Origin of the sequence: Azospirillum halopraeferens DSM 3675 (genome assembly GCF_000429625.1) — a bacterium.
Lineage (GTDB): Bacteria > Pseudomonadota > Alphaproteobacteria > Azospirillales > Azospirillaceae > Azospirillum > Azospirillum halopraeferens.
The window spans coordinates 1-24,443 of record NZ_AUCF01000005.1 but is presented as its reverse complement, the minus strand read 5'-3'; the positions used below and the strand labels follow the sequence as shown (position 1 = coordinate 24,443).

Genomic DNA, 24,443 nt, shown 5'->3' with positions numbered 1-24,443 from the left:
CTCTCCGGAGGGGAAAGGGAGGAATGCCCTACTCCACCGGCCGCATGGCGCGGACGGCGTCGTCGGGGGGCAGGTAGGCTTCGCCGGGGGCGTAGCGCCAGTCCACCATCATCGGCTTGCCGCCGCGGACCGCGGTCCGGCCCACATAGGCGCCCATGGTCGCCTGGTGGTCGAGGGCGCGGAAGACGATGGGGCCGAAGGGGCTGGGCAGTTCCAGCCCCTTCAGGGCGGCGGTGACCGCCTCGGGATCGGTGCCGCCGGCCTTGGTGATGGCGGCGGCGATCGCCTTGAAGGTGGTGTAGCCGACCACCGAGCCCTGCTTGGGCCACTCGCCGAAGCGCTTGCGGTAGGCGTCGGCGAAGGCCCGGTGCTCGGGCGTGTCGATCTGCTCGGCCGGGTAGCCGGTGACGATCCAGCCCTCCGGCGCCTCGTCGCGCAGCGGCTCCAGATACTCCGGCTCGCCGGTCAGCAGGCTGACCACGGCGCGGTTGCGGAACAGGCCGCGCTGCTCGCCTTCGCGCACGAACTTGGCGAGGTCGGCGCCGAAGGTGACGTTGAAGATCGCCTCGGGCGAGGCGGCGGCCAGGGCCTGCACGGTGGGGCCGGCCTCCAGCTTGCCCTGGGCGGGCCACTGTTCGGCCACGAACTCCACGTCGGGCCGGCGCTCCTTCAGCAGCGCGCGGAACCACTTCACCGCGGACTGGCCGTACTCGTAGTTGGGCGCCACGGTGGCCCAGCGGGTGGCGGGCAGCTTCGCCGCCTCCTCCGCCAGCATGGCCGCCTGCATGTAGGTGCTGGGGCGCAGGCGGAAGGTGTAGGGATTGCCCTTCTGCCAGGTGATGGCGTCTGTCAGCGGCTCGGCCGCGACGAAGGGGATGCGGTTGCGTGCGGCGAAGTCGGCGACGGCCAGGCCGACATGGGAGAAGTAGGTGCCGGCCAGCAGGTCCACCCGCTCGTTCGCCAGCAACTCGCCGGCGGCGCGCACCGCGTCGTCGGGCTTGCCGGCGTCATCGCGGGAGATGACCTCCAGCGCGCGGCCACCCGGCAGCCCGCCGGCTGCGTTGATCTCTTCCACCGCGAGTTGCCAGCCCTGGCGGTAGGGCAGGGTGAAGGCGGGCAGGCCGGTGTAGCTGTTGATCTCACCGACCCGGACCGGTCCGCCGTCCGCGGCCAGGGCCGGGGCGGCGACAAGCGCCGGGACCGGCGCGCCGGCCAGCCACGCGGCGGCGGCCATGCCGAGGAAGCGGAGGGTGTGGCGGCGATTCATGGCTCTCGCATCGCGTTGAAGGAACGAAAAGGCCGACGGCCCCCGCGTTCATACCAAACCCGTGCGAAAAGTCACCGCTTCGCGTGCCCCCACCCTCGCGAGGTTCCATACGGTTTCCGCCTGAAGGCTTCAACCGTATGCCCCTTTCAATGAAGGCCTGCGGCCTTCATCTGCCGGAAGCCGCATCACATCAGCCGTTCGAGCAGGGCCAGGAACTGGCGCTGCTCATCGGCGCTCAGCGGCTCCAGTGTGCGGGCGTGGGCGCGCGTCGCGTTGCCCTGCAACCGGTTGACCAGGGTCTGGCCGGCGCGCGTCAGGCGGACGCTGGTGCGCCGGCGATCCTGCGGGTCGGGACGGCGCTCCACCAGCGCCCGTTCCACCAGGCGCAGGATGACGCCCTGGGTGGTCGCCGGGTCCATGAAGGTCAGCCGGCCCAACTGGTTCTGCGACAGCGGACCCTCGCGATGGAGGGTCACCAGGGCGGCCCACTGGGTGGGGGTGAGCTGGGCGTCCCCGATGGTTTCCAGAAAGATCCCGCTGGCGCGCTGATGGGCACGGCGGAGCCGGTGATTGATCTGGTTGGCCAGAACATAGTCGTTGGCGACCTCCGCCGGCGACTCGGCGTCCGGCTCGATCCGGTAGGCGATTGTCTGCATATCCATCGTCCGGGTGCTCCTCTGGCCGATGCCACTTCGGGACACGGCCGCGCCGCCTTGTGTGAGCGGCCGGCGTCGTCTTTCGATCTATGACGATAGAGGTACCCGGATTCCGATGTGCGAACAAAGGAAAATTCGACGAAATGTCACGCCTTGGGGGCGAATACGCATATTTGAAAGACAATGCCGCGATGAAGTTCTAAAATAACTCTGGGACCGACAGGAAAACACCGGGGCGCGACAGCCCCGGCGATGCATGGTTGCTGTTTGCGTCAATTCGTCGCGGTGGATCAGGGTGTTTGTTTGGGCGGGTAGGTGGGTGGCGGCGGCTTGCGTTCCGTGTCCGAGCCCGGCAGCGGGCCTTCGGGCGGCGGAACGCCGCCCGGCGTGTACGGGGGCATCGCGTCGTCGTTGGGCCGTTTGGGGGATTTGGGCGGCTGTGGCGCCGGCCCGGTGGCGGATGGGGTCATGAGCGTCGGACCTCCCGGAAGTTGCGCGGAGTCCCGTGGAGTGGAGAAATCAGGGACCCTGTGCGGTACAACGGCCGACAGGGGCATCGGTGCCCGGACCGGGCGACGCTCTCAACGAAAGGACTATGATGATCGATAGGAACCCGCGCGAAGGACGCCCGGCGTACCGGAGGTGGAAGTCATGTTGCCGGCCGGGCACAGGTGCGGGCAAATGCATCGCCACCGCGGCTTCACTGTTGCGTTGGTGTCACGGTGTGGGTTGACTTGCGACACCGCCGGGTCGAGGCTGCCGGACGCGGCGGACCGGACCGGTTTCATGCCTATCGCGGTGATTTCAATGAAAAAGACTGCCCCCCTGTCGATCCGTGCTCTTGCCGCCGCGACCACCGGTGTGGCCGGCGCGCTGGCCGCGGGCCTCGTCGCGGCACCGGTCGCCGCCCAGGACCTGCTGCGCGGCGAGACCGTGCTGGAGCGGCCGCGACCCGAGGTCGAGCAGCTCGGCATGCGTGCCGGGTCCTTCCTCGTCATGCCGCGCCTGGAGGCCGGCGCCACGTATGACAGCAACGTGTTCGCCACCGAGCGGAACACCCGTGACGACATCATCGCAGTGATCCGGCCGGAACTGGACGTGCGGTCGAATTGGAACCGCCACGCGCTGAACCTGTCGGCCTATGGAGAACTGGGTCGTTACCGTGACCATTCGAGGTTGAATTACGACGATTACCGTCTGGTTCTGGACGGCCGCGCCGACGTCTGGCGGGAAAACACGCTGGAAGGCCGCCTCTTCCACCGCCGCAGCCACGAGGGCGCCGGGGACGTCGACACCCAATTGGACCCCACCCTGACCGTCGGCGTGGTGGAGCCGGTGGTCTACCGGGTGAGCGGCGGCGAACTGGCCTACACCCAGCATTTCAACCGCGTGCGCGCCCGTTTGTCGGGCTTGGCCTCCTATTACGACTATGACGACGCCAAGCTGGCCGGCGGCCGCACCTCGCCGGAGGACGACCGCAACCGCTGGTCCTATGGCACCGCGCTGCGAGTCGGTTATTCCTTCAGCGAGGGCTACGAGGGGTTCGTCCAGGGCGCCTACACGTGGACGCGCTATGACGACAGCACCAAGTACGGCGGAATCGACCGCGACTCCAAGGGCTACGACATCGGCGCCGGCGTGGCGGCCGACCTCACCGGCCTGATCACCGGCGAGGCGTTCGTCGGCTACCTCCGCCGGGAGTTCGACTCCGCCGCGCTGGGCGACGTCGACGGCCTTGCCTTCGGCGGCCGCCTGAACTGGGCGGTCACCGAGCTGACCGCCGTCACCGGCACGGTCAGCCGCCACGTGCGCGAGACGCGGGCGGCGCAGGGTGCGCGGTCCGCCTCCAGCTACACTCGCACGGTCTATGCTCTGGGCGTCGACCATGAACTGCTGCGGACGGTGATGCTGAACGGCCGATTGCAGTACCGCACCGACGACTTCAACGGCATTGATCGCTTCGACGAGGTCTACACCGCGGGGGTGGGCGCCACCTACCAGGTGAACCGCTATCTCTACGTGACCGGCGGCTACACCTTCGAAACCCGGGAGTCCGATACCGCGGCCGGTTACGACGACAATCTGTTCTTCCTGCGCCTCGGCGCCCAGCTCTGACCCGCGGCGGGTTGCGCACCGCCGGCGCAAGACCCCGGCGGTCGCCGGTCAAATGGTGGAAAAACAAAGGGCGCCCGTCGTTTCGGCCGGGCGCCCTTTCCTTTACGGACATCGGCCTTTCGGCCGGCCCGGATATGCTGTGAACCGGGCGTCGTCCGTTCGCCGGATCGGCCATGCCCGCGCGTATTAATTCGACTCCACTTATTCCCGAGACGCGGCGAGTTGCTAGGATCTTACCCGAACGATTTCGTGGGCCGCCGCCCCCGTGGCGCCGGCCCGTACGCAGCCACGTTCAAGGGAAGGGCAAGGGATGAATCGACGTAACGTGTTCCGACTGATCGGGCTTTCCGCCGTCGGCGCGGCCGGTTTCGGCGTGACCGGCTGCTCCACCATCGACGCCCCGCCCGAGCCGGACGGCATGGTCCAGTCCGGCGATTACCGGCTGGGGGCCGGCGATTCCCTGCGCGTCATCGTCTTCGGCGAGGACCAGCTTTCCGGCGAGTTTCGCGTGGACGGCAGCGGCACCCTGGCCATGCCCCTGATCGGCGAGATTGCGGCCCGCAACCGCACGACCCGCGAAGTGGAGCGGGAGATCGCCCAACGCCTGGAGCGCGGCTATGTGCGCGACGCCCGGGTCAGCGTCGAGGTGCTGACACACCGCCCGTTCTACATCCTGGGCGAGGTGCGCAACCCCGGCCAGTACAGCTACACCGACGGCATGACGGCGCTGACCGCGGTCGCCATCGCCGGCGGCTACACCTACCGCGCCGACGACGGGTTCATCTTCGTCACCCGCGGCAGCGATCCGGACAAGCGGCTGTACCGGGCGCCCATCAACACCCCGGTGATGCCCGACGACGTGGTGCGCGTGCCCGAGCGCTTCTTCTGACCGGCGCCGCGCCGGCGCTTCTCCGGAGCGGCGTGGCGGCCCACCGCCGCCGCGCCCGTTCCGTCTGCGTCCGGCCCGCTAGCGCCGGTCGCGGTTCATGCCGGCGGTGCCGTGGGCATCGGAGCCGGTGCCGATCTCATGGCCCTTCTTCTGGCCCGGCGGCGTCCGCGGTCCCCCCGGTGCGGGAGTGGAGGCCACCGACTCGGGCGGGCGCGTGCCCGCCGCCTCGTCGTCGGTGCCCAGCGGTGCCGCCGCCGGATCTTCGTTGGGCACCTTGTCGCCCGTCTCGCCGCGGTCGATCGCCGCCCGCAGACGCTGCGCCGCCATGGTGGGCGGCCGCTCCGTGGCGCCGCTGCCGCTGCCGCCTCTGTGCGCTTCATCCGTCATTCGCATGCCTCGCTCGCGTGTTCCGTGGCCGTGTCCTGCCCGTGCCCCAACCGCTTGCGCGTCCGGCGGTTCCGTGCCGGCCGGGCCGGGGGGGTGCATGCCTGGCACGCAGCCCCCGGACATTGACCGGACGGCGTCTGCGACATAGGGTCGCACCGCACGTCCGCGACGATTGCAGGGGCGTGCTTGGCACTTCAGACCAAAGGGCACTCCGGCCCGCCGCACGACCGGGCGGCGGGCCGGCTTTTTTCCGGCCGGGCCGGCTTTTTTTTCAAGGATGGTGCGCAGCGACTCGGCAGCCCGCGGGCGACCCGTGTCGTGGCGGTGGAACCGGGGCGGAAGGATGGTCCGGCGGGATCGGGCGGGCTGGTGCCGGATACAGGATTCGAACCCGTGACCTTCTGATTACAAATCAGCTGCTCTACCAGCTGAGCTAATCCGGCATGCCCGTGGCGACTCGGCGCAGCCGCACACTAACGTCCCGCTGCGCCGCAGACAAGGCCGGCGTCCCGTCAGTCCCGCCGGCGCGCCACCTCGTACAGGGCCACGGCGGCGGCGTTGGAGACGTTCAGGCTGCCGATGGGACCGCCGGTGGGAAGGCGGGCGATCTCGTCGCAGCGCTCCCGCGTCAGGCGGCGCAGACCGGCCCCTTCGGCACCCAGCACCACCGCCGTGCGCCCCGCGAGATCGAGGCGGGCCAGCGTCCGCTCCCCCGATTCGTCGAGGCCGACGCACCAGAAGCCGGCCTTCTGCAGGTCACCCAGGGCGCGGGCCAGATTGGTCACCCGCACCAGCGGCACCGCCTCCAGCGCGCCCGAGGCACTCTTGGCCAGCACGCCCGTCACTTCCGGCGCGTGCCGTTCCGTCACCAGGACCGCGCGAGCGCCGAACGCCGCGGCGGAGCGCAGGATGGCGCCCACATTGTGGGGATCGGTGACCTGGTCCAGCACCACCACCAGCGCGCCCGAATCGGTGTCGGCGGCCGCGCAGACATCCTCGATCCCCATCTCCGGCAGCGGCGCCGCATCCAGCGCGACACCCTGGTGGACCGCCCCCGGCGGCAGCATGCGGTCGAGATCGGCGCGTTCGACACGGGTGGAGGAGGGGCGCTCCAGACCGAGCGCCGCTGCGCGTGCCAGGGCCTCACCCAGGGACTCGAGTCCCGATTCGGTAACCAGCAGCCGACGGCACCGCCGCTGCGGATTCACCCAGGCCGCGGCCACGGGATGCACGCCGTACAGCAGACCGGGACCGCCATGGGGCGCACCGCCGCCGCCGGGCCGGCCGCCGGGTCGGCCACCCGGCCGTCCGCCGGGGCGCGGGCCGCCGGAAGGCTGGCCGGTAGGGCCGGTTGAGGGGCGTGGCTTGGATCGGCTCATGGCTGTGCTCGCTCGGCAGGGGCGTCGGAAGTGGGCGCCGCCGGCGGGCGAAAGCCGCCGCTGCGCTTTTTTACGGGACCCGCTTTCATCGTCGTTGACAAGCCCCGAAAAATTCTCATATTGCCGAACTCCGTTCCGGGGCACACCGGAACGGCCCCATGGAAGGGTGGCCGAGTGGTTAATGGCAGCAGACTGTAAATCTGCCCTCTTCGGAGTACGTAGGTTCGAATCCTACCCCTTCCACCATTCTTCTTGTCGGCTGGGCCGGGAACGCGCTCCCCGGGTGGCCGCGCCGGCTGGTCAGGCGAGGCGGGTGTAGCTCAATGGTAGAGCAGAAGCCTTCCAAGCTTACGACGGGGGTTCGATTCCCCTCACCCGCTCCAGCCCGCGCGAACACCGGATGTGCCGTGCCGTCCGGCCTTTAGCGTGCCTCGGATTCGTCGGGGCGTCGGAACGTCGGGAACGAAAGAAAACAGCGATGGCGAAGGCGAAATTCGAGCGGACCAAGCCGCACTGCAACATCGGCACGATCGGGCACGTCGACCACGGCAAGACGTCGCTGACGGCCGCGATCACGAAGGTTCTGGCGGAGAGCGGCGGTGCGACGTTCACCGCGTACGACCAGATCGACAAGGCCCCCGAGGAGAAGGCGCGCGGCATCACGATCTCGACGGCGCACGTCGAGTACGAGACGACGAATCGCCACTACGCGCACGTCGACTGCCCCGGCCACGCCGACTACGTGAAGAACATGATCACGGGCGCGGCGCAGATGGACGGCGCGATCCTGGTGGTTTCGGCGGCGGACGGCCCGATGCCGCAGACGCGCGAGCACATCCTGCTGGCGCGCCAGGTTGGCGTTCCGGCGATCTGCGTGTTCATGAACAAGGTCGACATGGTCGACGATCCCGAGCTGCTGGAGCTTGTGGAGCTTGAGGTTCGTGAGCTTCTGTCGTCGTACCAGTTCCCCGGGGACGACATTCCGATCGTGAAGGGCTCGGCGCTGTGCGCGCTGGAGGACCGCAACCCGGAGATCGGGAAGAACGCGATCCTGGAGCTGATGGCGAAGGTTGACGAGTACATCCCGCAGCCGGAGCGTCCGAAGGACCGTCCGTTCCTGATGCCGATCGAGGACGTGTTCTCGATTTCGGGCCGCGGCACGGTGGTGACGGGTCGCGTCGAGCGCGGCATCGTGAAGGTGGGTGAGGAAGTCGAGATCGTCGGTCTGAAGGCGACGACGAAGACGACGGTGACGGGCGTTGAGATGTTCCGCAAGCTGCTCGACCAGGGCGAGGCGGGCGACAACATCGGGGCGCTGCTGCGCGGCACCAAGCGCGAGGACGTGGAGCGCGGCCAGGTTCTGGCGAAGCCGGGCACCATCACGCCGCACACCAAGTTCACGGCCGAGGCGTACATCCTGACGAAGGAGGAGGGCGGCCGCCACACGCCGTTCTTCACCAACTACCGTCCGCAGTTCTACTTCCGCACCACCGACGTGACCGGCCAGGTGGTCCTGCCGGAAGGCACGGAGATGGTGATGCCCGGCGACAACGTGTCGGTGCGCGTGGAGCTGATCGCCCCCATCGCCATGGACGAGGGTCTGCGCTTCGCCATCCGCGAGGGCGGCCGCACCGTCGGCGCCGGCGTGGTTGCCAAGATCATCGAGTGATGGTATAAGGCTCGCTCCGCCGCCGGACCAGAGCCGGCGGCGGAGTTTTTGGTGGAGTTCGAGCGGAAGTTACGCTATACCGCGCGTCGCCCTCCGGGACGGCGCGTCGGAACGGCGATAGGAGTGTAGCTCAATTGGTAGAGCACCGGTCTCCAAAACCGGGGGCTGGGGGTTCGAGCCCCTCCACTCCTGCCATTCCCGTCCGCCGATGAACGTCGCGCCGGCCCGTTGCCGGCGCTTTTTCGCTGGAGTGCCCTCGCGGCGCTTCGTCGCTCCCGGAGCTGGTACGCATCGCACCATGGCTAAAGTCAATCCCGCAGAATTCGCCAGCGAGGTCCGCCGCGAGATCGCGAAGGTGACCTGGCCGACCCGCAAGGAAACCGCCGTCACCACCGCCATGGTGTTCGTGATGGTCGTCCTTGCCGCGCTGTTCTTCCTGTTGGTCGACCAGGTCCTGTCGTTCGCCGTGCGCCTCGTGCTCGGTCTCGGAGGCTGACGGACATGGCGATGCGCTGGTACGTGGTCCACGTCTACTCCGGCTTCGAAAAGAAGGTCTCCCAGTCGATCCGCGAAAAGGCCGCCCAGAAAGGGCTTGAGGACCTGTTCGGCGAGATCCTGGTTCCGACCGAAGAGGTCGTCGAGGTGCGCCGCGGCTCCAAGGTCAGCTCCGAGCGCAAGTTCTTTCCCGGTTACGTCCTCATCCGCATGGACCTGACGGACGACAGCTGGCACCTGGTCAAGAACACGCCCAAGGTCACCGGGTTCCTCGGCGGCGGCGGCAAGCCGCAGCCGATCAGCCAGAAGGAAGCCGAGCGGATCGTGCGCCAGGTGCAGGAGGGCGTGGAGCGTCCCAAGCCCTCCATCACCTTCGAGGTGGGCGAGCAGGTGCGCGTCAGCGATGGCCCCTTCACCTCGTTCAACGGCACCGTCGAGGAGGTCGACGAGGAGAAGGCCCGCCTCAAGGTGGCGGTGTCCATTTTCGGCCGCTCGACGCCGGTGGAACTGGAGTACACCCAGGTCGAAAAGGTTTGATCGCCCGCGGCGGGATGCCCCGCCGCCGGCTATTCGGACCGTGGAAGGCCCGCCATAGCCGCACCACGGAAACCCAGCGGCCCCGCCGTGACGCGCGGGGGCCGCTATCGGAGGTTCAGACATGGCAAAGAAGATCGTCGGTTACATCAAGCTTCAGGTGCCGGCCGGCAAGGCCAACCCGTCGCCCCCCATCGGTCCGGCGCTCGGCCAGCGCGGCCTGAACATCATGGAGTTCTGCAAGGCGTTCAACGCCAAGACGCAGGACCTGGAGGTCGGCATGCCGATCCCCGTGGTGATCACCGCCTACGGCGACCGCACCTTCACCTTCGTGACCAAGACCCCGCCTGTCACCTACTTCCTGAAGAAGGCGGCCGGCGTCGACAAGGGCACGCAGACGCCGGGCAAGGGCTTCATCGGCAAGGTCACCACGACCCAGGTCCGTGAGATCGCCCAGAAGAAGATGCAGGACCTGAACGCCCACGACGTCGAGGCGGCGGCCCGCATGATCGCCGGCTCCGCCCGTTCGATGGGCCTCGAAGTGGTGGAGGGCTGATCCATGGCGAAGCTCGGCAAGCGTCTGAAGAAGGCCTACGGCGACATCGACCGTGACGCCTTCTACACCCTCAACGACGCCATCAAGATGGTGAAGACCAACGCCACCGCGAAGTTTGACGAGACCGTCGAGATCGCGATGAACCTGGGCATCGACCCGCGCCACGCCGACCAGATGGTCCGCGGCGTCGTCAACCTGCCCAACGGTACCGGCAAGACCGTCCGCGTCGCCGTCTTCGCCAAGGGCGGCAAGGCCGACGAGGCGCTCGCCGCCGGTGCCGACATCGTCGGCGCCGAGGACCTGGCGGAGAAGATCCAGGCCGGCGAGATGAACTTCGACCGCTGCATCGCCTCGCCCGACATGATGGGCGTGGTCGGCAAGCTCGGCAAGATCCTGGGCCCGCGCGGCCTGATGCCGAACCCGAAGCTGGGCACCGTGACCCCCAACGTCGCCGACGCCGTGAAGGCGGCCAAGGCCGGTGCGGTGGAGTTCCGGGCCGAGAAGACGGGCATCGTGCACGCCGGCGTCGGCAAGGCCAGCTTCTCCGAAGAGGCGCTGGCGCAGAACATCCACGCCTTCGTGGACGCCATCACGAAGGCCAAGCCGTCGGGGGCCAAGGGCACCTACATCGAGAAGGTGTCGCTCAGCTCGACCATGGGCCCCGGCCTCAAGCTCGACATTCCGAGCCTGAGCAGCCAGGCCTGACGGCCACCGTTTCGCCGTCTTTCCCCTGTAGGGGTGGGCGGCGTACTGGGTGCGGGCGCGCGAGCGGCCGCATCCGCCCCTGTCCGAGACCGCAGGCGCCGGCAACGGCTTAATACGCCCTGCGCAGACGGGAGTTGCAACCGGACACCGGCCGCGGCGGACCCGCGGTCATTTCGGCTTGGGGCTTCTGGGACAGGTTAACCCGGGGCCGCCGATCCCTCGCGGGGGAGAACGCGGTCCCATGGTGCACTCTAGTGCATTGGAGGCGATCCGTGGATCGTACACAAAAAGAAGCGACGATCGCGGACCTGCATTCGAAGCTGCAGGACACCGGCCTGGTGGTGGTCACCCACCACCTGGGCCTGACGGTCGCGGAAGTGACCGACCTGCGTGCGAAGATGCGGGCCGCGGGGGCCAGCTTCAAGGTGACGAAGAACCGGCTCGCCCGCCGTGCCCTGAAGGGCACGCAGTTCGAGGGTCTGGACGGCCTGTTCAAGGGCCCGACGGCGATTGCCTACTCGAAGGACCCGGTGGCGGCGGCCAAGGTTGTGGCCGCCTACGCCAAGTCCAACGACAAGCTGGCCATCGTCGGTGCCGGTCTCGGCACCCAGATGCTCAACGCCGACGGGGTGAAGGCGCTCGCCGAACTCCCGTCGCTGGACGAACTGCGCGCCAAGCTCGTTGGCATGATCCAGACCCCGGCGACCCGTATCGCCGGCGTTCTCCAGGCGCCGGGCGGCCAGGTTGCCCGCGTTCTGGCGGCTTATGCCAAGAAGGACGAGCAGGGCGAGGCGGCCTGAGCCTCGCTGTAAACGCGTATACCGACCCGGAACCCAAGTCTTAGGAAGAGAGAAATGGCTGATCTGCAGAAGCTGGTCGACGAACTGTCGGCCCTGACCGTCATCGAGGCCGCCGAGCTGTCGAAGCTGCTCGAGGAGAAGTGGGGCGTGTCCGCCGCCGCTCCGGTGGCCGTCGCCGCCGCCCCGGGTGCCGCCGCCGCCGCTGCGCCGGTCGAGGAGCAGACCGAGTTCAACGTGATCCTCGCCGACGCCGGCGACAAGAAGATCAACGTGATCAAGGAAGTCCGCGCCATCACCGGTCTCGGCCTGAAGGAGGCCAAGGACCTGGTCGAGGGCGCTCCGAAGGCCGTCAAGGAAGGCGTCTCGAAGGACGAGGCCGCCAAGATCAAGAAGCAGCTTGAAGAAGCTGGCGCCAAGGTGGATATTAAGTAAGATCGTCTTGCTGCGAAGCGGAACGCATATATCCACGCCGAACGGCGGCTGGCCCCCACGCGGGGCCCGCCGCCGCACGGCGTTTTCGTCCTTCCACCGGTCGGAGGGCTCCCGCGAGGGTGCCCGCTGCCCGGCATTTGCCGTCCCGAAGGCCCAGCCGGCTGCCGGGACGCGTCGCGCGATCGGATGAGCGCACACACGGACAGACGTTTGGGGACATCCATGGCCAAATCCTTTACCGGTCGTAAGCGTATACGCAAGAGCTTTGGGCGCATCCCGGAAGTCACCCAGATGCCCAACCTCATCGAGGTTCAGAGAAGCTCGTACGACCACTTCCTGCAGATGGACGTCCCGCCCGAAAAGCGGGCGAACCTCGGGCTGCAGGAGGTGTTCCGGTCGGTGTTCCCGATCAAGGACTTCTCCGACCGGGCCGTACTCGACTTCGTCAAGTACGAGCTGGAGCAGCCCAAGTACGACGTGGAGGAGTGCCAGCAGCGCGGCATGACCTTCGCGGCACCCCTCAAGGTCACCCTGCGTCTGTCGGTGTTCGACGTCGAGGAAGACACCGGGTTGCGCTCGATCCGCGACATCAAGGAGCAGGACGTCTACATGGGCGATATGCCCCTGATGACGGCCAACGGCACCTTCATCATCAATGGCACCGAGCGTGTCATCGTCTCCCAGATGCACCGCTCGCCGGGCGTGTTCTTCGACCACGACAAGGGCAAGACCCACTCGTCGGGCAAGTACCTGTTCGCTGCCCGGGTGATCCCCTACCGCGGCTCCTGGCTCGACTTCGAGTTCGACGCCAAGGACCTCGTGTACGTCCGCATCGACCGCCGCCGCAAGCTGCCGGCCACCACGCTGCTGTTCGCGCTCGACGGTGCCGACAGCGCGTCGTTGCGCGCCCGCCGCAAGGAGACCGGCAAGGACCTGCTGCCCTACGAGGCGCAGGGCATGTCGAAGGAGGAGATCCTCTCCTACTTCTACGATGTCATCACCTACAGCCGGGCGTCCGGCGGCTGGAAGACTCCGTTCTCGGCCGAGCGCATGAAGGGCGTCAAGCTGGTCTCCGACCTGGTCGACGCCGCGACCGGCCAGGTCGTCGCCGAGGCCGGCTCCAAGATGACCCCGCGCCTGATCCGCAAGCTCCAGGACGGTGGCCTGGCTGAGCAGCTCGTCTCCACCGAGGAACTGACCGGCCGCTATCTCGCCGTCGACATCATCAACGAGCAGACCGGCGAGGTCCTGCACGAAGCCGGTGACGAGCTGTCCGCCGGCGATCTGGAGAAGCTGGAGAAGTCCGGCATCGCCGAGATCCCGGTGCTGGCGATCGACCACATCAACGTCGGCGCCTACATCCGCAACACCATGGCGGCGGACCGCAACGCGTCGCGCGAGGACGCGCTGATCGACATCTACCGCGTCATGCGCCCCGGCGAGCCGCCGACGCTGGAGTCCGCCGAGGCCCTGTTCAACGGCCTGTTCTTCGACAGCGAGCGCTACGACCTGTCGGCGGTGGGCCGCGTCAAGATGAACGCCCGCCTGAACTTCAAGACCGACGACACCGTGCGCGTCCTGCGCAAGGAGGACATCCTCGAGATCCTCAAGGTGCTGGTCAACCTGAAGGACGGCCGCGGCGAGATCGACGACATCGACCACCTCGGCAACCGCCGCGTCCGGTCGGTGGGCGAGCTGATGGAGAACCAGTACCGCGTCGGCCTGCTGCGCATGGAGCGGGCGATTCGCGAGCGCATGTCCTCGGTCGAGATCGACACGGTCATGCCGCACGACCTGATCAACGCCAAGCCGGCGGCGGCGGCGGTGCGGGAGTTCTTCGGCTCCTCGCAGCTCTCCCAGTTCATGGACCAGACCAACCCGCTGTCGGAGATCACCCACAAGCGCCGCCTGTCGGCGCTCGGCCCGGGCGGTCTGACGCGCGAGCGCGCCGGCTTCGAGGTGCGCGACGTGCACCCGACGCACTACGGCCGCATCTGCCCCATCGAAACGCCGGAAGGCCCCAACATCGGCCTGATCAACTCGCTGGCCACCTACGCCCGCGTCAACCAGTACGGCTTCATCGAGAGCCCGTACCGCAAGGTGGCGGACGGCCGGGTGACCGACGAGGTGGTGTACCTTTCGGCCATGGAGGAGGGCCGCTACGTCGTCGCCCAGGCGAACGCCGAACTGGACGAGGAAGGCCGCTTCATCGCCGACCTGGTGTCGTGCCGTCAGGGCGGCGAGTACCTGATGTTCCGGCCCGAGGCGATCGACCTGATCGACGTGTCGCCCAAGCAGCTCGTCTCCGTCGCTGCGGCGCTCATCCCGTTCCTGGAGAACGACGACGCCAACCGCGCGCTGATGGGTTCCAACATGCAGCGCCAGGCGGTGCCGCTGGTGAAGGCGGACGCGCCCCTGGTCGGTACGGGTATGGAAGCCACGGTTGCCCGTGACAGCGGCGTGACCATCGTCGCCAAGCGCTCCGGCATCGTCGACCAGGTGGACGCCACCCGCGTGGTGATTCGCGCCACCGACAACGCCGACTCCACCGCTCCCGGCGTCGACATCTACAACCTGCTGAAGTTCCAGCGCTCCAACCAGAACACCTGCATCACCCAGCGGCCGCTGGTGAAGGTGGGCGACCGCGTGGCGGCCGGCGACATCATCGCCGACGGCCCCTCGACGGAGCTCGGCGAACTGGCGCTGGGGCGCAACGTGCTCGTCGCGTTCATGCCCTGGAACGGCTACAACTTCGAGGACTCCATCCTCATCTCCGAGCGGATCGTGAAGGACGACGTCTTCACCTCGATCCACATCGAGGAGTTCGAGGTGATGGCCCGCGACACCAAGCTGGGCCAGGAGGAAATCACCCGCGACATCCCGAACGTCGGCGAAGAGGCGCTGAAGAACCTCGACGAGGCGGGCATCGTCTACATCGGTGCCGAGGTGAAGCCGGGCGACATCCTCGTGGGCAAGGTGACGCCCAAGGGCGAAAGCCCGATGACGCCGGAAGAGAAGCTGCTGCGCGCCATTTTCGGCGAAAAGGCGTCGGACGTCCGCGACACGTCCCTGCGCCTGCCGCCGGGTGTCACCGGCACCATCGTCGAGGTGCGCGTCTTCTCGCGGCGAGGCGTCGACAAGGACGAGCGCGCGCTGGCCATCGAGCGGGCCGAGATCGAGAAGCTGGCCAAGGACCGCGACGACGAGAAGGCGATTCTGGAGCGCAGCTTCTACACCCGCCTGAAGGAGCTGCTGGTGGGCCAGGTGGCCCAGACCGGCCCGCGCGGCTTCCAGGTCGGGCTGCCGATCACCGAGGAGGGGCTGGCCGCCATCACCCGCGGCCAGTGGCGCCAGATCTCCGTCGCCGACGAGAAGGTGATGGAGAACGTCGAGAACATCGCCCGGGTGTTCGATGAGAGCATCCAGGCGCTGCAGAACCGCTTCGAGAACAAGGTCGAGAAGCTGCAGCGCGGCGATGAGCTGCCGCCCGGCGTCATGAAGATGGTCAAGGTCTTCGTTGCGGTGAAGCGCAAGCTGCAGCCGGGCGACAAGATGGCCGGCCGTCACGGCAACAAGGGCGTGGTGTCGCGCATCATCCCGCAGGAGGACATGCCCTACCTCGAGGACGGCACCCCGGTCGATCTGGTGCTCAACCCGCTGGGCGTGCCCTCGCGCATGAACGTCGGGCAGATCCTGGAGACGCACCTGGGCTGGGCCGCCGCCGGCCTGGGGCGGCAGATCGGCGCGTGCATCGACCGCTACCGCCACCTGAACCGCACCCGCGGCTCGGGCGAGCCGGCGGTGGAGGCCCTGCGCGAGAAGCTCCTCGCCGCCTACGGCGACAAGGTCTACGCCGAAGACGTCGCGGACATGACCGAACCGGAGCTGATGGAGCTGGCGGGCAACCTGCGCAAGGGCATCCCGTTCGCCACCCCGGTGTTCGACGGTGCGCGCGAGGACGACATCTGCCGGATGCTGGAGCTGGCCGGGCTGGACCGGTCGGGCCAGGTGACTCTGGTGGACGGCCGCACCGGCGAGTCGTTCGACCGCAAGGTCACGGTCGGCTACATCTACATGCTGAAGCTGCACCACCTGGTGGACGACAAGATCCACGCCCGCTCGATCGGCCCCTACTCGCTGGTGACCCAGCAGCCGCTGGGCGGCAAGGCGCAGTTCGGCGGACAGCGGTTCGGTGAGATGGAGGTGTGGGCGCTCGAAGCCTACGGCGCCGCCTACACGCTCCAGGAAATGCTCACGGTCAAGTCGGACGACGTGTCCGGCCGCACCAAGGTCTACGAGGCCATCGTCCGCGGCGACGACAACTTCGAGGCCGGCATTCCGGAATCGTTCAACGTTCTGGTCAAGGAGCTGCGCTCCCTGGGCCTGAACGTCGAATTGAACCAGCGGTCCTACTGAGCGAGACGACGACCACCGCCGGGAAACGCGAGCGGCGCGCATCCCGGCGGCGCGTCCCCATGTGACAACGCGGCTGAAGCCAGCGGGAGACGGTCATGAACGAGTTGATGAACATTTTCGGCCAGGTCCAGGGCCCTCAGAGCTTCGATCAGATCCGCATCCAGATCGCGAGCCCCGAGCGCATCCGGTCCTGGTCGTACGGCGAGATCAAGAAGCCGGAGACCATCAACTACCGCACTTTCAAGCCGGAGCGCGACGGCCTGTTCTGCGCGCGCATCTTCGGACCGATCAAGGATTACGAGTGCTTGTGCGGCAAGTACAAGCGCATGAAGTATCGCGGCATCATCTGCGAGAAGTGCGGCGTCGAGGTGACCCTCTCCAAGGTCCGGCGCGAGCGCATGGGCCACATCGAGCTGGCCTCGCCGGTGGCGCACATCTGGTTCCTGAAGTCCCTGCCGAGCCGCATCGGCCTGCTGCTCGACATGACGCTGAAGGACCTGGAGCGCATCCTCTATTTCGAGAATTACGTCGTCATCGAGCCCGGCCTGACCCCGCTGAAGCTGCACCAGCTCCTCTCGGAAGAGGAGTTCATCACCGCCCAGGACGAGTACGGCGAGGACGCCTTCACCGCGTCCATCGGCGCCGAGGCGCTGCGCATCATGCTCTCCGCCCTCGACCTGGAGGATGAGAAGAAGCGCTGCCGTGAAGAGCTGCGCGACACCGCGTCGGAAGCCAAGCGCAAGAAGCTGGTCAAGCGCCTGAAGCTCATCGACGCGTTCATGGAAAGCCAGTCGCGGCCGGAGTGGATGATCCTCGAGGTCATTCCCGTGATCCCGCCGGAGCTGCGCCCGCTCGTCCCGCTGGACGGCGGCCGCTTCGCCACGTCCGACCTGAACGACCTGTACCGGCGCGTCATCAACCGCAACAACCGCCTGAAGCGCCTGATCGAGCTGAAGGCGCCGGACATCATCGTGCGCAACGAGAAGCGCATGCTGCAGGAGGCCGTCGACGCCCTGTTCGACAACGGCCGCCGCGGCCGCGTCATCACCGGCGCCAACAAGCGTCCGCTGAAGTCGCTGTCCGACATGCTGAAGGGCAAGCAGGGCCGCTTCCGCCAGAACCTTCTGGGCAAGCGCGTCGACTACTCCGGCCGTTCGGTCATCGTGGTCGGCCCGGAGCTGAAGCTGCACCAGTGCGGCCTGCCCAAGAAGATGGCCCTGGAGCTGTTCAAGCCCTTCATCTATGCCAAGCTGGAGCTGTACGGCCTGGCCTCCACCATCAAGGCGGCCAAGCGCATGGTGGAGAAGGAGCGGCCCGAGGTCTGGGACATCCTGGAAGAGGTGATCCGCGAGCACCCGGTCATGCTGAACCGGGCGCCGACGCTGCACCGCCTGGGCATCCAGGCGTTCGAGCCGGTGCTGATCGAGGGCAAGGCGATCCAGCTTCACCCGCTGGTCTGCACCGCCTTCAACGCCGACTTCGACGGCGACCAGATGGCCGTGCACGTCCCCCTGAGCCTGGAAGCCCAGCTCGAGGCGCGCGTCCTGATGATGTCCACCAACAACATCCTGTCGCCCGCCAACGGCAAGCCGATCATCGTGCCGTCGCAGGACATCGTGCTCGGCCTCTACTACATCACCATGGACCGTCCGGGCGAGCCGGGCGAGGGCATGGTGTTCGGCAGCGTGGGCGAGATCGAACAGGCGCTGGACGCCAAGGCGATCACCCTGCACGCCAAGGTCAAGGCGCGCTACAAGGGCGTTGATTCCGAGGGCAACCGGATCGTCACCATCGTCGAGACGACGCCGGGTCGCATGCTGCTGTCGGAGATCCTGCCGCGCCACCCGCAGGTGCCGTTCTCCCTGATCAACCGCTTGTTGACCAAGAAGGACGTCGGCAACGTCATCGACGCCGTCTACCGCCATTGCGGCCAGAAGGAGACGGTGATCTTCGCCGACCGGCTGATGAAGCTGGGCTTCGGCCATGCCTGCCGCGCCGGCATCTCGTTCGGCAAGGACGACATGGTCATCCCCGCCGCCAAGGAGAAGCTGGTCAACGACGCCAAGGAGCGGGTGAAGGAGTACGAGCAGCAGTACCTCGACGGCCTGATCACCCAGGGCGAGAAGTACAACAAGGTCGTCGACGTCTGGTCGGAGTGCACCGAGAAGGTGGCATCGGAGATGATGAAGGTCATCTCCGACACGGCACCGGGCAAGCCGGTGAACTCGGTCTACATGATGGCCCACTCCGGGGCCCGCGGTTCGGCGGCGCAGATCCGTCAGCTTGCCGGCATGCGCGGCCTGATGGCCAAGCCGTCGGGTGAGATCATCGAGACGCCGATCATCTCGAACTTCAAGGAAGGCCTGACGGTGCTGGAGTACTTCAACTCCACGCACGGCGCCCGCAAGGGTCTGGCCGACACCGCCCTGAAGACGGCGAACTCCGGTTACCTCACCCGCCGCCTGGTGGACGTGGCCCAGGACGCCATCATCGTCGAGCACGATTGCGGCACCGAGAAGGGCATCACCGTCAAGGCGGTGATCGACGGCGGCGAGGTCATCTCCCCGCTGTCCGATCGCATCCTCGGACGCACCGCGGTGGACGACGTGGTCGACCCGCTGAACGGCGAAATGATCTGCAAGCGCGGCGACCTGATCGACGAGCCGCTGGTCGACCGCATCGAGCGGTCGGGCATCGACTCCGTGCGCATCCGGTCGGTGCTGACCTGCGAGACGCGTGACGGCGTGTGCGCCAAGTGCTACGGGCGCGACCTGGCCCGCGGCACGCTGGTCAACACCGGCGAGGCGGTCGGCGTCATCGCCGCCCAGTCGATCGGCGAGCCGGGCACGCAGCTCACCATGCGCACCTTCCACATCGGCGGCGCCGCCCAGCGCGGCGCGGAGCAGAGCTTCGTGGAGGCGGCCTTCGACGCCACGGTGCGGATCAACAACCGCAACGTGGTGCTGAACTCGGCCAACGTCCCGGTCGTGATGGGCCGCAACTGCGAGGTCGTGCTGCTGGACGAGCAGGGCCGCGAGCGGGCGCGTCACCGCGTCCCCTACGGTACCAAGCTGCTGGCGGACGAGGGCACGCGGGTGGAACGCGGCCAGAAGCTGGCGGAGTGGGACCCGTACACCCTGCCCATCATCACGGAGCGCGAAGGCACCGCCCATTACGTCGACCTGGTCGAGGGCGTGTCCATGCGCGAGGTGATGGACGAAGCCACCGGCATCTCGTCCAAGGTCGTCGTTGACTGGCGCCAGCAGCCGCGCGGTGCCGACCTGAAGCCGCGCATCACCCTGCGGGATGCCTCGGGCAATGTGGTGACCCTGCCCAACGGCATGGAGGCCCGCTACTTCATGTCGGTGGACGCCATCCTGTCGGTGGAGAACGGCGCTCCGGTCAAGGCCGGCGACGTGCTGGCCCGCATCCCGCGCGAGTCGTCGAAGACCCGCGACATCACCGGCGGTCTGCCGCGCGTGGCCGAGTTGTTCGAGGCGCGCCGTCCCAAGGACTTCGCGATCATCTCGGAGATCGACGGCCGCGTGGAGTTCGGCAAGGACTACAAGACCAAGCGTCGCATCGTCGTGCGCAACGAGGAGACGGCGGACGAGCGGGAGTACCTGATCCCCAAGGGCAAGCACATCTCCGTCCAGGAGGGCGACTATGTGCAGCGCGGTGATCTGCTGATGGACGGCAACCCCGTTCCGCACGACATCCTGTCGGTGATGGGTGTGGAGGCCCTGGCCAACTATCTCATCAATGAGATCCAGGAGGTCTATCGACTGCAGGGCGTGAAGATCAACGACAAGCACATCGAGGTGATCGTCCGCCAGATGCTGCAGAAGGTCGAGATCATGGACGCCGGCGAGACCACCTTCCTGGTGGGCGAGCAGGTCGACCGCCAGGAGTTCGAGGAGGAGAACGCCAAGACCGTCGGCGAAGGGCTGAAGCCGGCCGAAGGCAAGCCGGTCCTGCAGGGCATCACCAAGGCGTCGCTGCAGACCCGTTCCTTCATCTCGGCCGCGTCGTTCCAGGAAACCACCCGCGTCCTCACCGAGGCCGCGGTGTCGGGCAAGACCGACAACCTGGAAGGCCTGAAGGAGAACGTCATCGTCGGCCGCCTCATCCCGGCCGGCACCGGTTCCGTGGTCAACCGCCTGAAGCAGATCGCTGCCGAGCGCGACCGGCTGGCGGCGGTTGCCGCGGAGGAGGAGCCGGCGGCTCTGCCGCCGCACCATGGCGAAAGCTCGGCCGCCTGACGTTCGGTATCATGGCAAAGGGAGGCGCGCCCCGCGGGGCGCGCCTTTTTTTTATGGGCGTGGTCGCGCCGCACGATTGCGCGGGCCGGTGGTGCCTCTGGCCCTGCGACACTCACGATGGTATGCTCAGCCGGATCCGGGCGGAGGAAGCGGATGGCCGATGAAGAGTTGAAGCGCCTCCTTGGTGTTCTGGTGGACCGCATCGACGTCATCGCGTCCACCATGGCGACCAGGGACGACATCGCGGCGATCCGTGCGGAGATGGCGACCAAGGCCGACATCGCCGCCGTCCGTGCCGAAATGGCGACCAAGGCCGAACTTGCCGACCATCGTCAGGAGACACGGGAGGGGCACGCCCGCCTGGAAGCGATGATCGAACAGGTGGGACAGCGCACCGCCGGCCTGATCCAGCAGGACCGCCGCGACATCGAACAGCTTCGCGGTGGACTGGACATGCTGGGCAAGCGGTTCGACGCCCTGGTGAAGCCGGCGGCCGAGTGACGGTTGCGCGGCGATCGCGCTTGACGCGCCTTCGCACCATCCATATAGTCCGTGAACTTCAGAAGGGCTGGTGGTAGGCGGGGGTACGCCTAGACGCTGTCCTGCTCGAATTGCGACATAGCCGTACCCGCATCACACCGGTCGGCGCTCGACGATTGAGCCCGCAACGAGGCGATTGCGCTTCGATGGCGGGCTTTTGCATCGTCCGGTCAATGCTGACCGGGCGACCCAACGGAAGGAATGAAGGGCTGTAATGCCGACGATCAACCAGTTGATCCGTAAGCCGCGTGAGCCCGAGGCCGCGCGCAACAAGGTTCCGGCGCTGGAGGCCTGCCCGCAGAAGCGCGGCGTCTGCACCCGCGTCTACACCACGACGCCGAAGAAGCCGAACTCGGCCCTTCGTAAGGTCGCCCGCGTGCGTCTGACCAACGGCTTCGAGGTCACCAGCTACATCCCGGGTGAAGGGCACAATCTTCAGGAACACTCCGTCGTGATGATCCGCGGCGGCCGTGTGAAGGACCTTCCGGGTGTCCGCTACCACATCATTCGCGGCACTCTGGATACCCAGGGTGTGAAGGACCGTAAGCAGCGTCGGTCGAAGTACGGCGCGAAGCGCCCGAAGTAAGGAGTATCAGGCGATGTCCCGTCGTCGTCGCGCCGAGAAGCGTGAGGTCCTGCCGGACGCCAAGTATGGCGACCGCGTTCTGACCAAGTTCATGAACTGCCTGATGCTGGACGGCAAGAAATCTGCCGCCGAACGCATCGTCTACGGTGCGCTCGAGCGCATCGAGGGCAAGGCCAAGGCCGATCCGGTCCAGGTCTTCCACGACGCCCTGTCGAACGTGAAGCCGCACCTGGAAGTGCGCTCCCGTCGCGTCGGCGGCGCCACCTACCAGGTTCCGGTCGAGGTCCGCTCGGACCGCGCCCAGGCCCTGGCCATCCGCTGGCTGATCGGCGCCGCGCGCGCCCGGTCCGAGAACACCATGACGGAGCGTCTGTCGGGCGAACTCCTCGATGCCGCCAACCAGCGCGGCACCGCGGTGAAGAAGCGCGAGGACACGCACCGCATGGCCGAGGCCAACAAGGCGTTCTCGCACTACCGCTGGTAAGCGACCGCAGCCCGGAAGACGCGTGTCATGCCCCGCTCGCACTCCCTCGACCGCTATCGCAACATCGGCATCATGGCCCACATCGATGCCGGGAAGACGACGACGACCGAGCGGATCCTGTTCTACACCGGCCGATCCTACAAGATCGGCGAAGTCCATGAGGGCACCGCCGTCATGGACTGGATGGAACAGGAGCAGGAGCGGGGCATCACCATCACCTCGGCGGCCACCACCTGCTTCTGGCGGGACCATCGCATCAACATCATCGACACGCCCGGGCACGTCGACTTCACCATCGAAGTCGAACGCTCCCTGCGCGTGCTCGACGGTGCGGTGGCGGTCTTCGATTCCGTGGCCGGCGTCGAACCGCAATCGGAAACCGTGTGGCGGCAGGCGGACAAGTACCGCGTGCCGCGCATGTGTTTCGTCAACAAGATGGACCGCATCGGCGCCGACTTCTACCGCTGCGTGGAGATGATCCACGACCGGCTGGGGGCCGTGCCGCTCGTCCTGCAACTGCCGATCGGGTCCGAGTCGGACTTTGTCGGGCTGGTCGACCTGGTGGAGAACCGGGCGATCATCTGGAAGGATGAGACGCTCGGTGCGGAGTTCTATCACACCGATATTCCCGACGCGCTGAAGGAGCGCGCGGCGTCCTACCGCGAGCGCCTCGTCGAGGCTGCCGTGGAACTGGACGAGCAGGCTACCGAAGCCTATCTGGAGACGGGCACGCCGCCCGATCCGGACACGCTGCGCCGCCTCATCCGCCGGGGCACGCTGGATTTCCGGTTCGTCCCGGTCCTTTGCGGATCGGCGTTCAAGAACAAGGGCGTCCAGCCGATGCTGGACGCCGTGGTCGACTACCTGCCGTCGCCGGGCGACATCGCCGGCGTGCGCGGAGTGACCCCCGAGGGCGCCCCGGATGAACGGCCCGCCGACGACGACGCTCCCTTCGCGGCGCTGGCGTTCAAGATCATGAACGATCCGTTCGTCGGGTCGCTGACCTTCGTGCGCATCTATTCCGGCACCGTGGAGGTCGGCAGTCATCTGCTGAACGCCGCGAAGGGCGAGCGCGAGCGCGTCGGCCGCATGCTGCTGATGCACGCCAACAGCCGCGAAGAGATCAAGGAAGCCGGGGCGGGCGACATCGTCGCCTTTGCGTCGCTGAAGGCGACCACCACCGGCGACACCCTGTGCGACCCCCGGCATCCCGTGATCCTGGAGCGTATGGAGTTCCCCGAACCCGTCATCGAGGTTGCGGTCGAACCCAAGTCGAAGGCGGATCAGGAGAAGATGGGTGTGGCGCTGCAGCGCCTGGCCCAGGAGGATCCGTCGTTCCGCGTGGCGGTCAACCCGGAGAGCGGCCAGACGGTCATCCGCGGCATGGGCGAGCTGCACCTGGAGATCCTGGTCGACCGCATGAAGCGGGAGTTCAAGGTCGACGCCAATGTCGGCGCGCCACAGGTCGCCTACCGCGAGACCATCACCCGCAGGGCCGAGGTCGACTACACCCACAAGAAGCAGACCGGCGGCACCGGGCAGTTCGCGCGGGTGAAGCTGGTGTTCGAGCCGCTGCCGGCCGGCTCCGGGTTCCGGTTCGAGAGCAAGGTCGTTGGCGGCGCGGTGCCCAGGGAGTACGTGCCCGGGGTCCAGAAGGGCCTGGACGGCGCCCGGAACACCGGCGTCATCGCCGGCTTCCCGGTCATCGATGTCAGGGTCGAACTGGTGGACGGCGCCTATCACGACGTCGACTCGTCCGTGCTGGCCTTCGAGATCGCCTCCCGTGCGGCCTTCCGCGAGGGCGTCGCCAAGGCCGGCCCGGCGCTGCTGGAGCCGATCATGCGCGTCGAGGTGGTGACGCCCGACGACTACATGGGTGACGTCATCGGTGACATCAACAGCCGGCGCGGGCAGATCACCGGCATGGACCAGCGCGGCAATGCCCGGGTCCTCGCCGCGATGGTGCCGCTGGCCAACATGTTCGGGTACGTGAACACCCTGCGCTCCATGAGCCAGGGCCGCGCCCAGTATACGATGCACTTCGATCACTACGAACCGGTGCCCCAGGCGGTCGCGGACGAGATCCGCGCCAGAATGGCCTGACGCGGACGACCTCCGCGCCACGCCGGCCCCCTCAGCAACGCCAGAACTATCCAGCACACGGAGACACAGCGCCATGGCGAAGGCGAAATTCGAGCGGACCAAGCCGCACTGCAACATCGGCACGATCGGGCACGTCGACCACGGCAAGACGTCGCTGACGGCCGCGAT

At 67.5% G+C, this 24,443-nt stretch carries 20 protein-coding genes and 4 tRNA genes; 19 read left to right on the top strand and 5 right to left on the bottom strand.

Going from position 1 to position 24,443, the window contains the following annotated elements; all coding sequences use genetic code 11:
- Positions 1-28: 28 nt before the first annotated feature.
- Positions 29-1,267 (bottom strand): ABC transporter substrate-binding protein, encoded by a 1,239-nt coding sequence (locus G472_RS0106340; protein ID WP_029007699.1) that lies wholly within the window; start codon positions 1,265-1,267, stop codon positions 29-31.
- A gap of 185 nt (positions 1,268-1,452) precedes the next feature.
- A complete protein-coding gene (locus G472_RS0106335; RefSeq protein WP_245593409.1) occupies positions 1,453-1,929 on the bottom strand; it encodes a MarR family winged helix-turn-helix transcriptional regulator in 477 nt (158 codons plus the stop codon).
- An 801-nt stretch (positions 1,930-2,730) separates the two neighbouring features.
- Between G472_RS0106335 and G472_RS0106330 the strand changes: the two genes are divergently transcribed.
- Together G472_RS0106330 and G472_RS0106325 are read left to right on the top strand one after the other, a co-directional pair.
- Complete coding sequence (locus G472_RS0106330; RefSeq protein WP_035691403.1) at positions 2,731-4,038, top strand: outer membrane beta-barrel protein; 1,308 nt, start codon at positions 2,731-2,733, stop codon at positions 4,036-4,038.
- A gap of 310 nt (positions 4,039-4,348) precedes the next feature.
- On the top strand, positions 4,349-4,927 hold the full coding sequence (locus G472_RS0106325; protein ID WP_029007696.1) for a polysaccharide biosynthesis/export family protein: 579 nt from the start codon (positions 4,349-4,351) through the stop codon (positions 4,925-4,927).
- 78 nt (positions 4,928-5,005) lie between these two features.
- On the opposite strand, the gene G472_RS31620 is transcribed toward G472_RS0106325, so the two are convergent.
- The 3 genes from G472_RS31620 to rlmB form a co-directional block, all read right to left on the bottom strand.
- The gene (locus tag G472_RS31620) at positions 5,006-5,314 is read right to left on the bottom strand and encodes a hypothetical protein (protein ID WP_035691401.1); all 309 of its coding nucleotides are present in this window, start codon (positions 5,312-5,314) and stop codon (positions 5,006-5,008) included.
- A gap of 367 nt (positions 5,315-5,681) precedes the next feature.
- Positions 5,682-5,757, bottom strand: a tRNA-Thr gene (locus G472_RS0106315).
- Positions 5,758-5,826: 69 nt separating this feature from the next.
- Positions 5,827-6,693: a 23S rRNA (guanosine(2251)-2'-O)-methyltransferase RlmB gene (gene rlmB / locus G472_RS0106310; RefSeq protein WP_029007695.1), complete on the bottom strand. Its 867-nt coding sequence runs from the start codon at positions 6,691-6,693 to the stop codon at positions 5,827-5,829.
- A gap of 160 nt (positions 6,694-6,853) precedes the next feature.
- On the opposite strand from rlmB, the gene G472_RS0106305 reads away from it, so the two are divergent.
- The 17 genes from G472_RS0106305 to G472_RS40020 all read left to right on the top strand — a co-directional run.
- Positions 6,854-6,939 (top strand) — tRNA-Tyr (locus tag G472_RS0106305).
- A gap of 63 nt (positions 6,940-7,002) precedes the next feature.
- A tRNA-Gly gene (locus G472_RS0106300) sits at positions 7,003-7,076 on the top strand.
- Positions 7,077-7,171: 95 nt separating this feature from the next.
- On the top strand, positions 7,172-8,362 hold the full coding sequence (gene tuf / locus G472_RS0106295; protein ID WP_029007694.1) for an elongation factor Tu: 1,191 nt from the start codon (positions 7,172-7,174) through the stop codon (positions 8,360-8,362).
- A gap of 119 nt (positions 8,363-8,481) precedes the next feature.
- A tRNA-Trp gene (locus G472_RS0106290) sits at positions 8,482-8,557 on the top strand.
- A 103-nt stretch (positions 8,558-8,660) separates the two neighbouring features.
- Positions 8,661-8,858: a preprotein translocase subunit SecE gene (secE, locus tag G472_RS0106285; protein ID WP_029007693.1), complete on the top strand. Its 198-nt coding sequence runs from the start codon at positions 8,661-8,663 to the stop codon at positions 8,856-8,858.
- Positions 8,859-8,863: 5 nt separating this feature from the next.
- Positions 8,864-9,394, top strand: coding sequence for a transcription termination/antitermination protein NusG (gene nusG / locus G472_RS0106280; RefSeq protein ID WP_029007692.1), 531 nt, complete (start codon positions 8,864-8,866; stop codon positions 9,392-9,394).
- Between the two features lie 121 nt (positions 9,395-9,515).
- Positions 9,516-9,947 carry a 50S ribosomal protein L11 gene (rplK, locus tag G472_RS0106275; RefSeq protein WP_029007691.1) on the top strand — a complete coding sequence of 144 codons (432 nt, stop codon included), beginning with the start codon at positions 9,516-9,518 and terminating at the stop codon, positions 9,945-9,947.
- A gap of 3 nt (positions 9,948-9,950) precedes the next feature.
- Complete coding sequence (gene rplA, locus G472_RS0106270) at positions 9,951-10,652, top strand: 50S ribosomal protein L1 (RefSeq protein WP_029007690.1); 702 nt, start codon at positions 9,951-9,953, stop codon at positions 10,650-10,652.
- 272 nt (positions 10,653-10,924) lie between these two features.
- The gene (rplJ, locus tag G472_RS0106265) at positions 10,925-11,452 is read left to right on the top strand and encodes a 50S ribosomal protein L10 (RefSeq protein ID WP_029007689.1); all 528 of its coding nucleotides are present in this window, start codon (positions 10,925-10,927) and stop codon (positions 11,450-11,452) included.
- 54 nt (positions 11,453-11,506) lie between these two features.
- Positions 11,507-11,884 carry a 50S ribosomal protein L7/L12 gene (gene rplL / locus G472_RS0106260; RefSeq protein WP_029007688.1) on the top strand — a complete coding sequence of 126 codons (378 nt, stop codon included), beginning with the start codon at positions 11,507-11,509 and terminating at the stop codon, positions 11,882-11,884.
- Positions 11,885-12,106: 222 nt separating this feature from the next.
- The gene (gene rpoB / locus G472_RS0106255) at positions 12,107-16,300 is read left to right on the top strand and encodes a DNA-directed RNA polymerase subunit beta (RefSeq protein WP_029007687.1); all 4,194 of its coding nucleotides are present in this window, start codon (positions 12,107-12,109) and stop codon (positions 16,298-16,300) included.
- Positions 16,301-16,395: 95 nt separating this feature from the next.
- Positions 16,396-20,562: a DNA-directed RNA polymerase subunit beta' gene (gene rpoC / locus G472_RS0106250; protein WP_029007686.1), complete on the top strand. Its 4,167-nt coding sequence runs from the start codon at positions 16,396-16,398 to the stop codon at positions 20,560-20,562.
- 153 nt (positions 20,563-20,715) lie between these two features.
- Positions 20,716-21,063: a hypothetical protein gene (locus tag G472_RS0106245; RefSeq protein WP_029007685.1), complete on the top strand. Its 348-nt coding sequence runs from the start codon at positions 20,716-20,718 to the stop codon at positions 21,061-21,063.
- Positions 21,064-21,316: 253 nt separating this feature from the next.
- Positions 21,317-21,688 carry a 30S ribosomal protein S12 gene (rpsL, locus tag G472_RS0106240; RefSeq protein ID WP_029007684.1) on the top strand — a complete coding sequence of 124 codons (372 nt, stop codon included), beginning with the start codon at positions 21,317-21,319 and terminating at the stop codon, positions 21,686-21,688.
- Positions 21,689-21,701: 13 nt separating this feature from the next.
- Positions 21,702-22,172 (top strand): 30S ribosomal protein S7, encoded by a 471-nt coding sequence (rpsG, locus tag G472_RS0106235; protein ID WP_029007683.1) that lies wholly within the window; start codon positions 21,702-21,704, stop codon positions 22,170-22,172.
- A gap of 27 nt (positions 22,173-22,199) precedes the next feature.
- Complete coding sequence (fusA, locus tag G472_RS0106230; protein ID WP_029007682.1) at positions 22,200-24,275, top strand: elongation factor G; 2,076 nt, start codon at positions 22,200-22,202, stop codon at positions 24,273-24,275.
- Positions 24,276-24,348: 73 nt separating this feature from the next.
- Positions 24,349-24,443, top strand: a 95-nt coding sequence (locus tag G472_RS40020) for a GTP-binding protein (RefSeq protein ID WP_155888827.1), incomplete at its 3' end; no start/stop codon positions are given.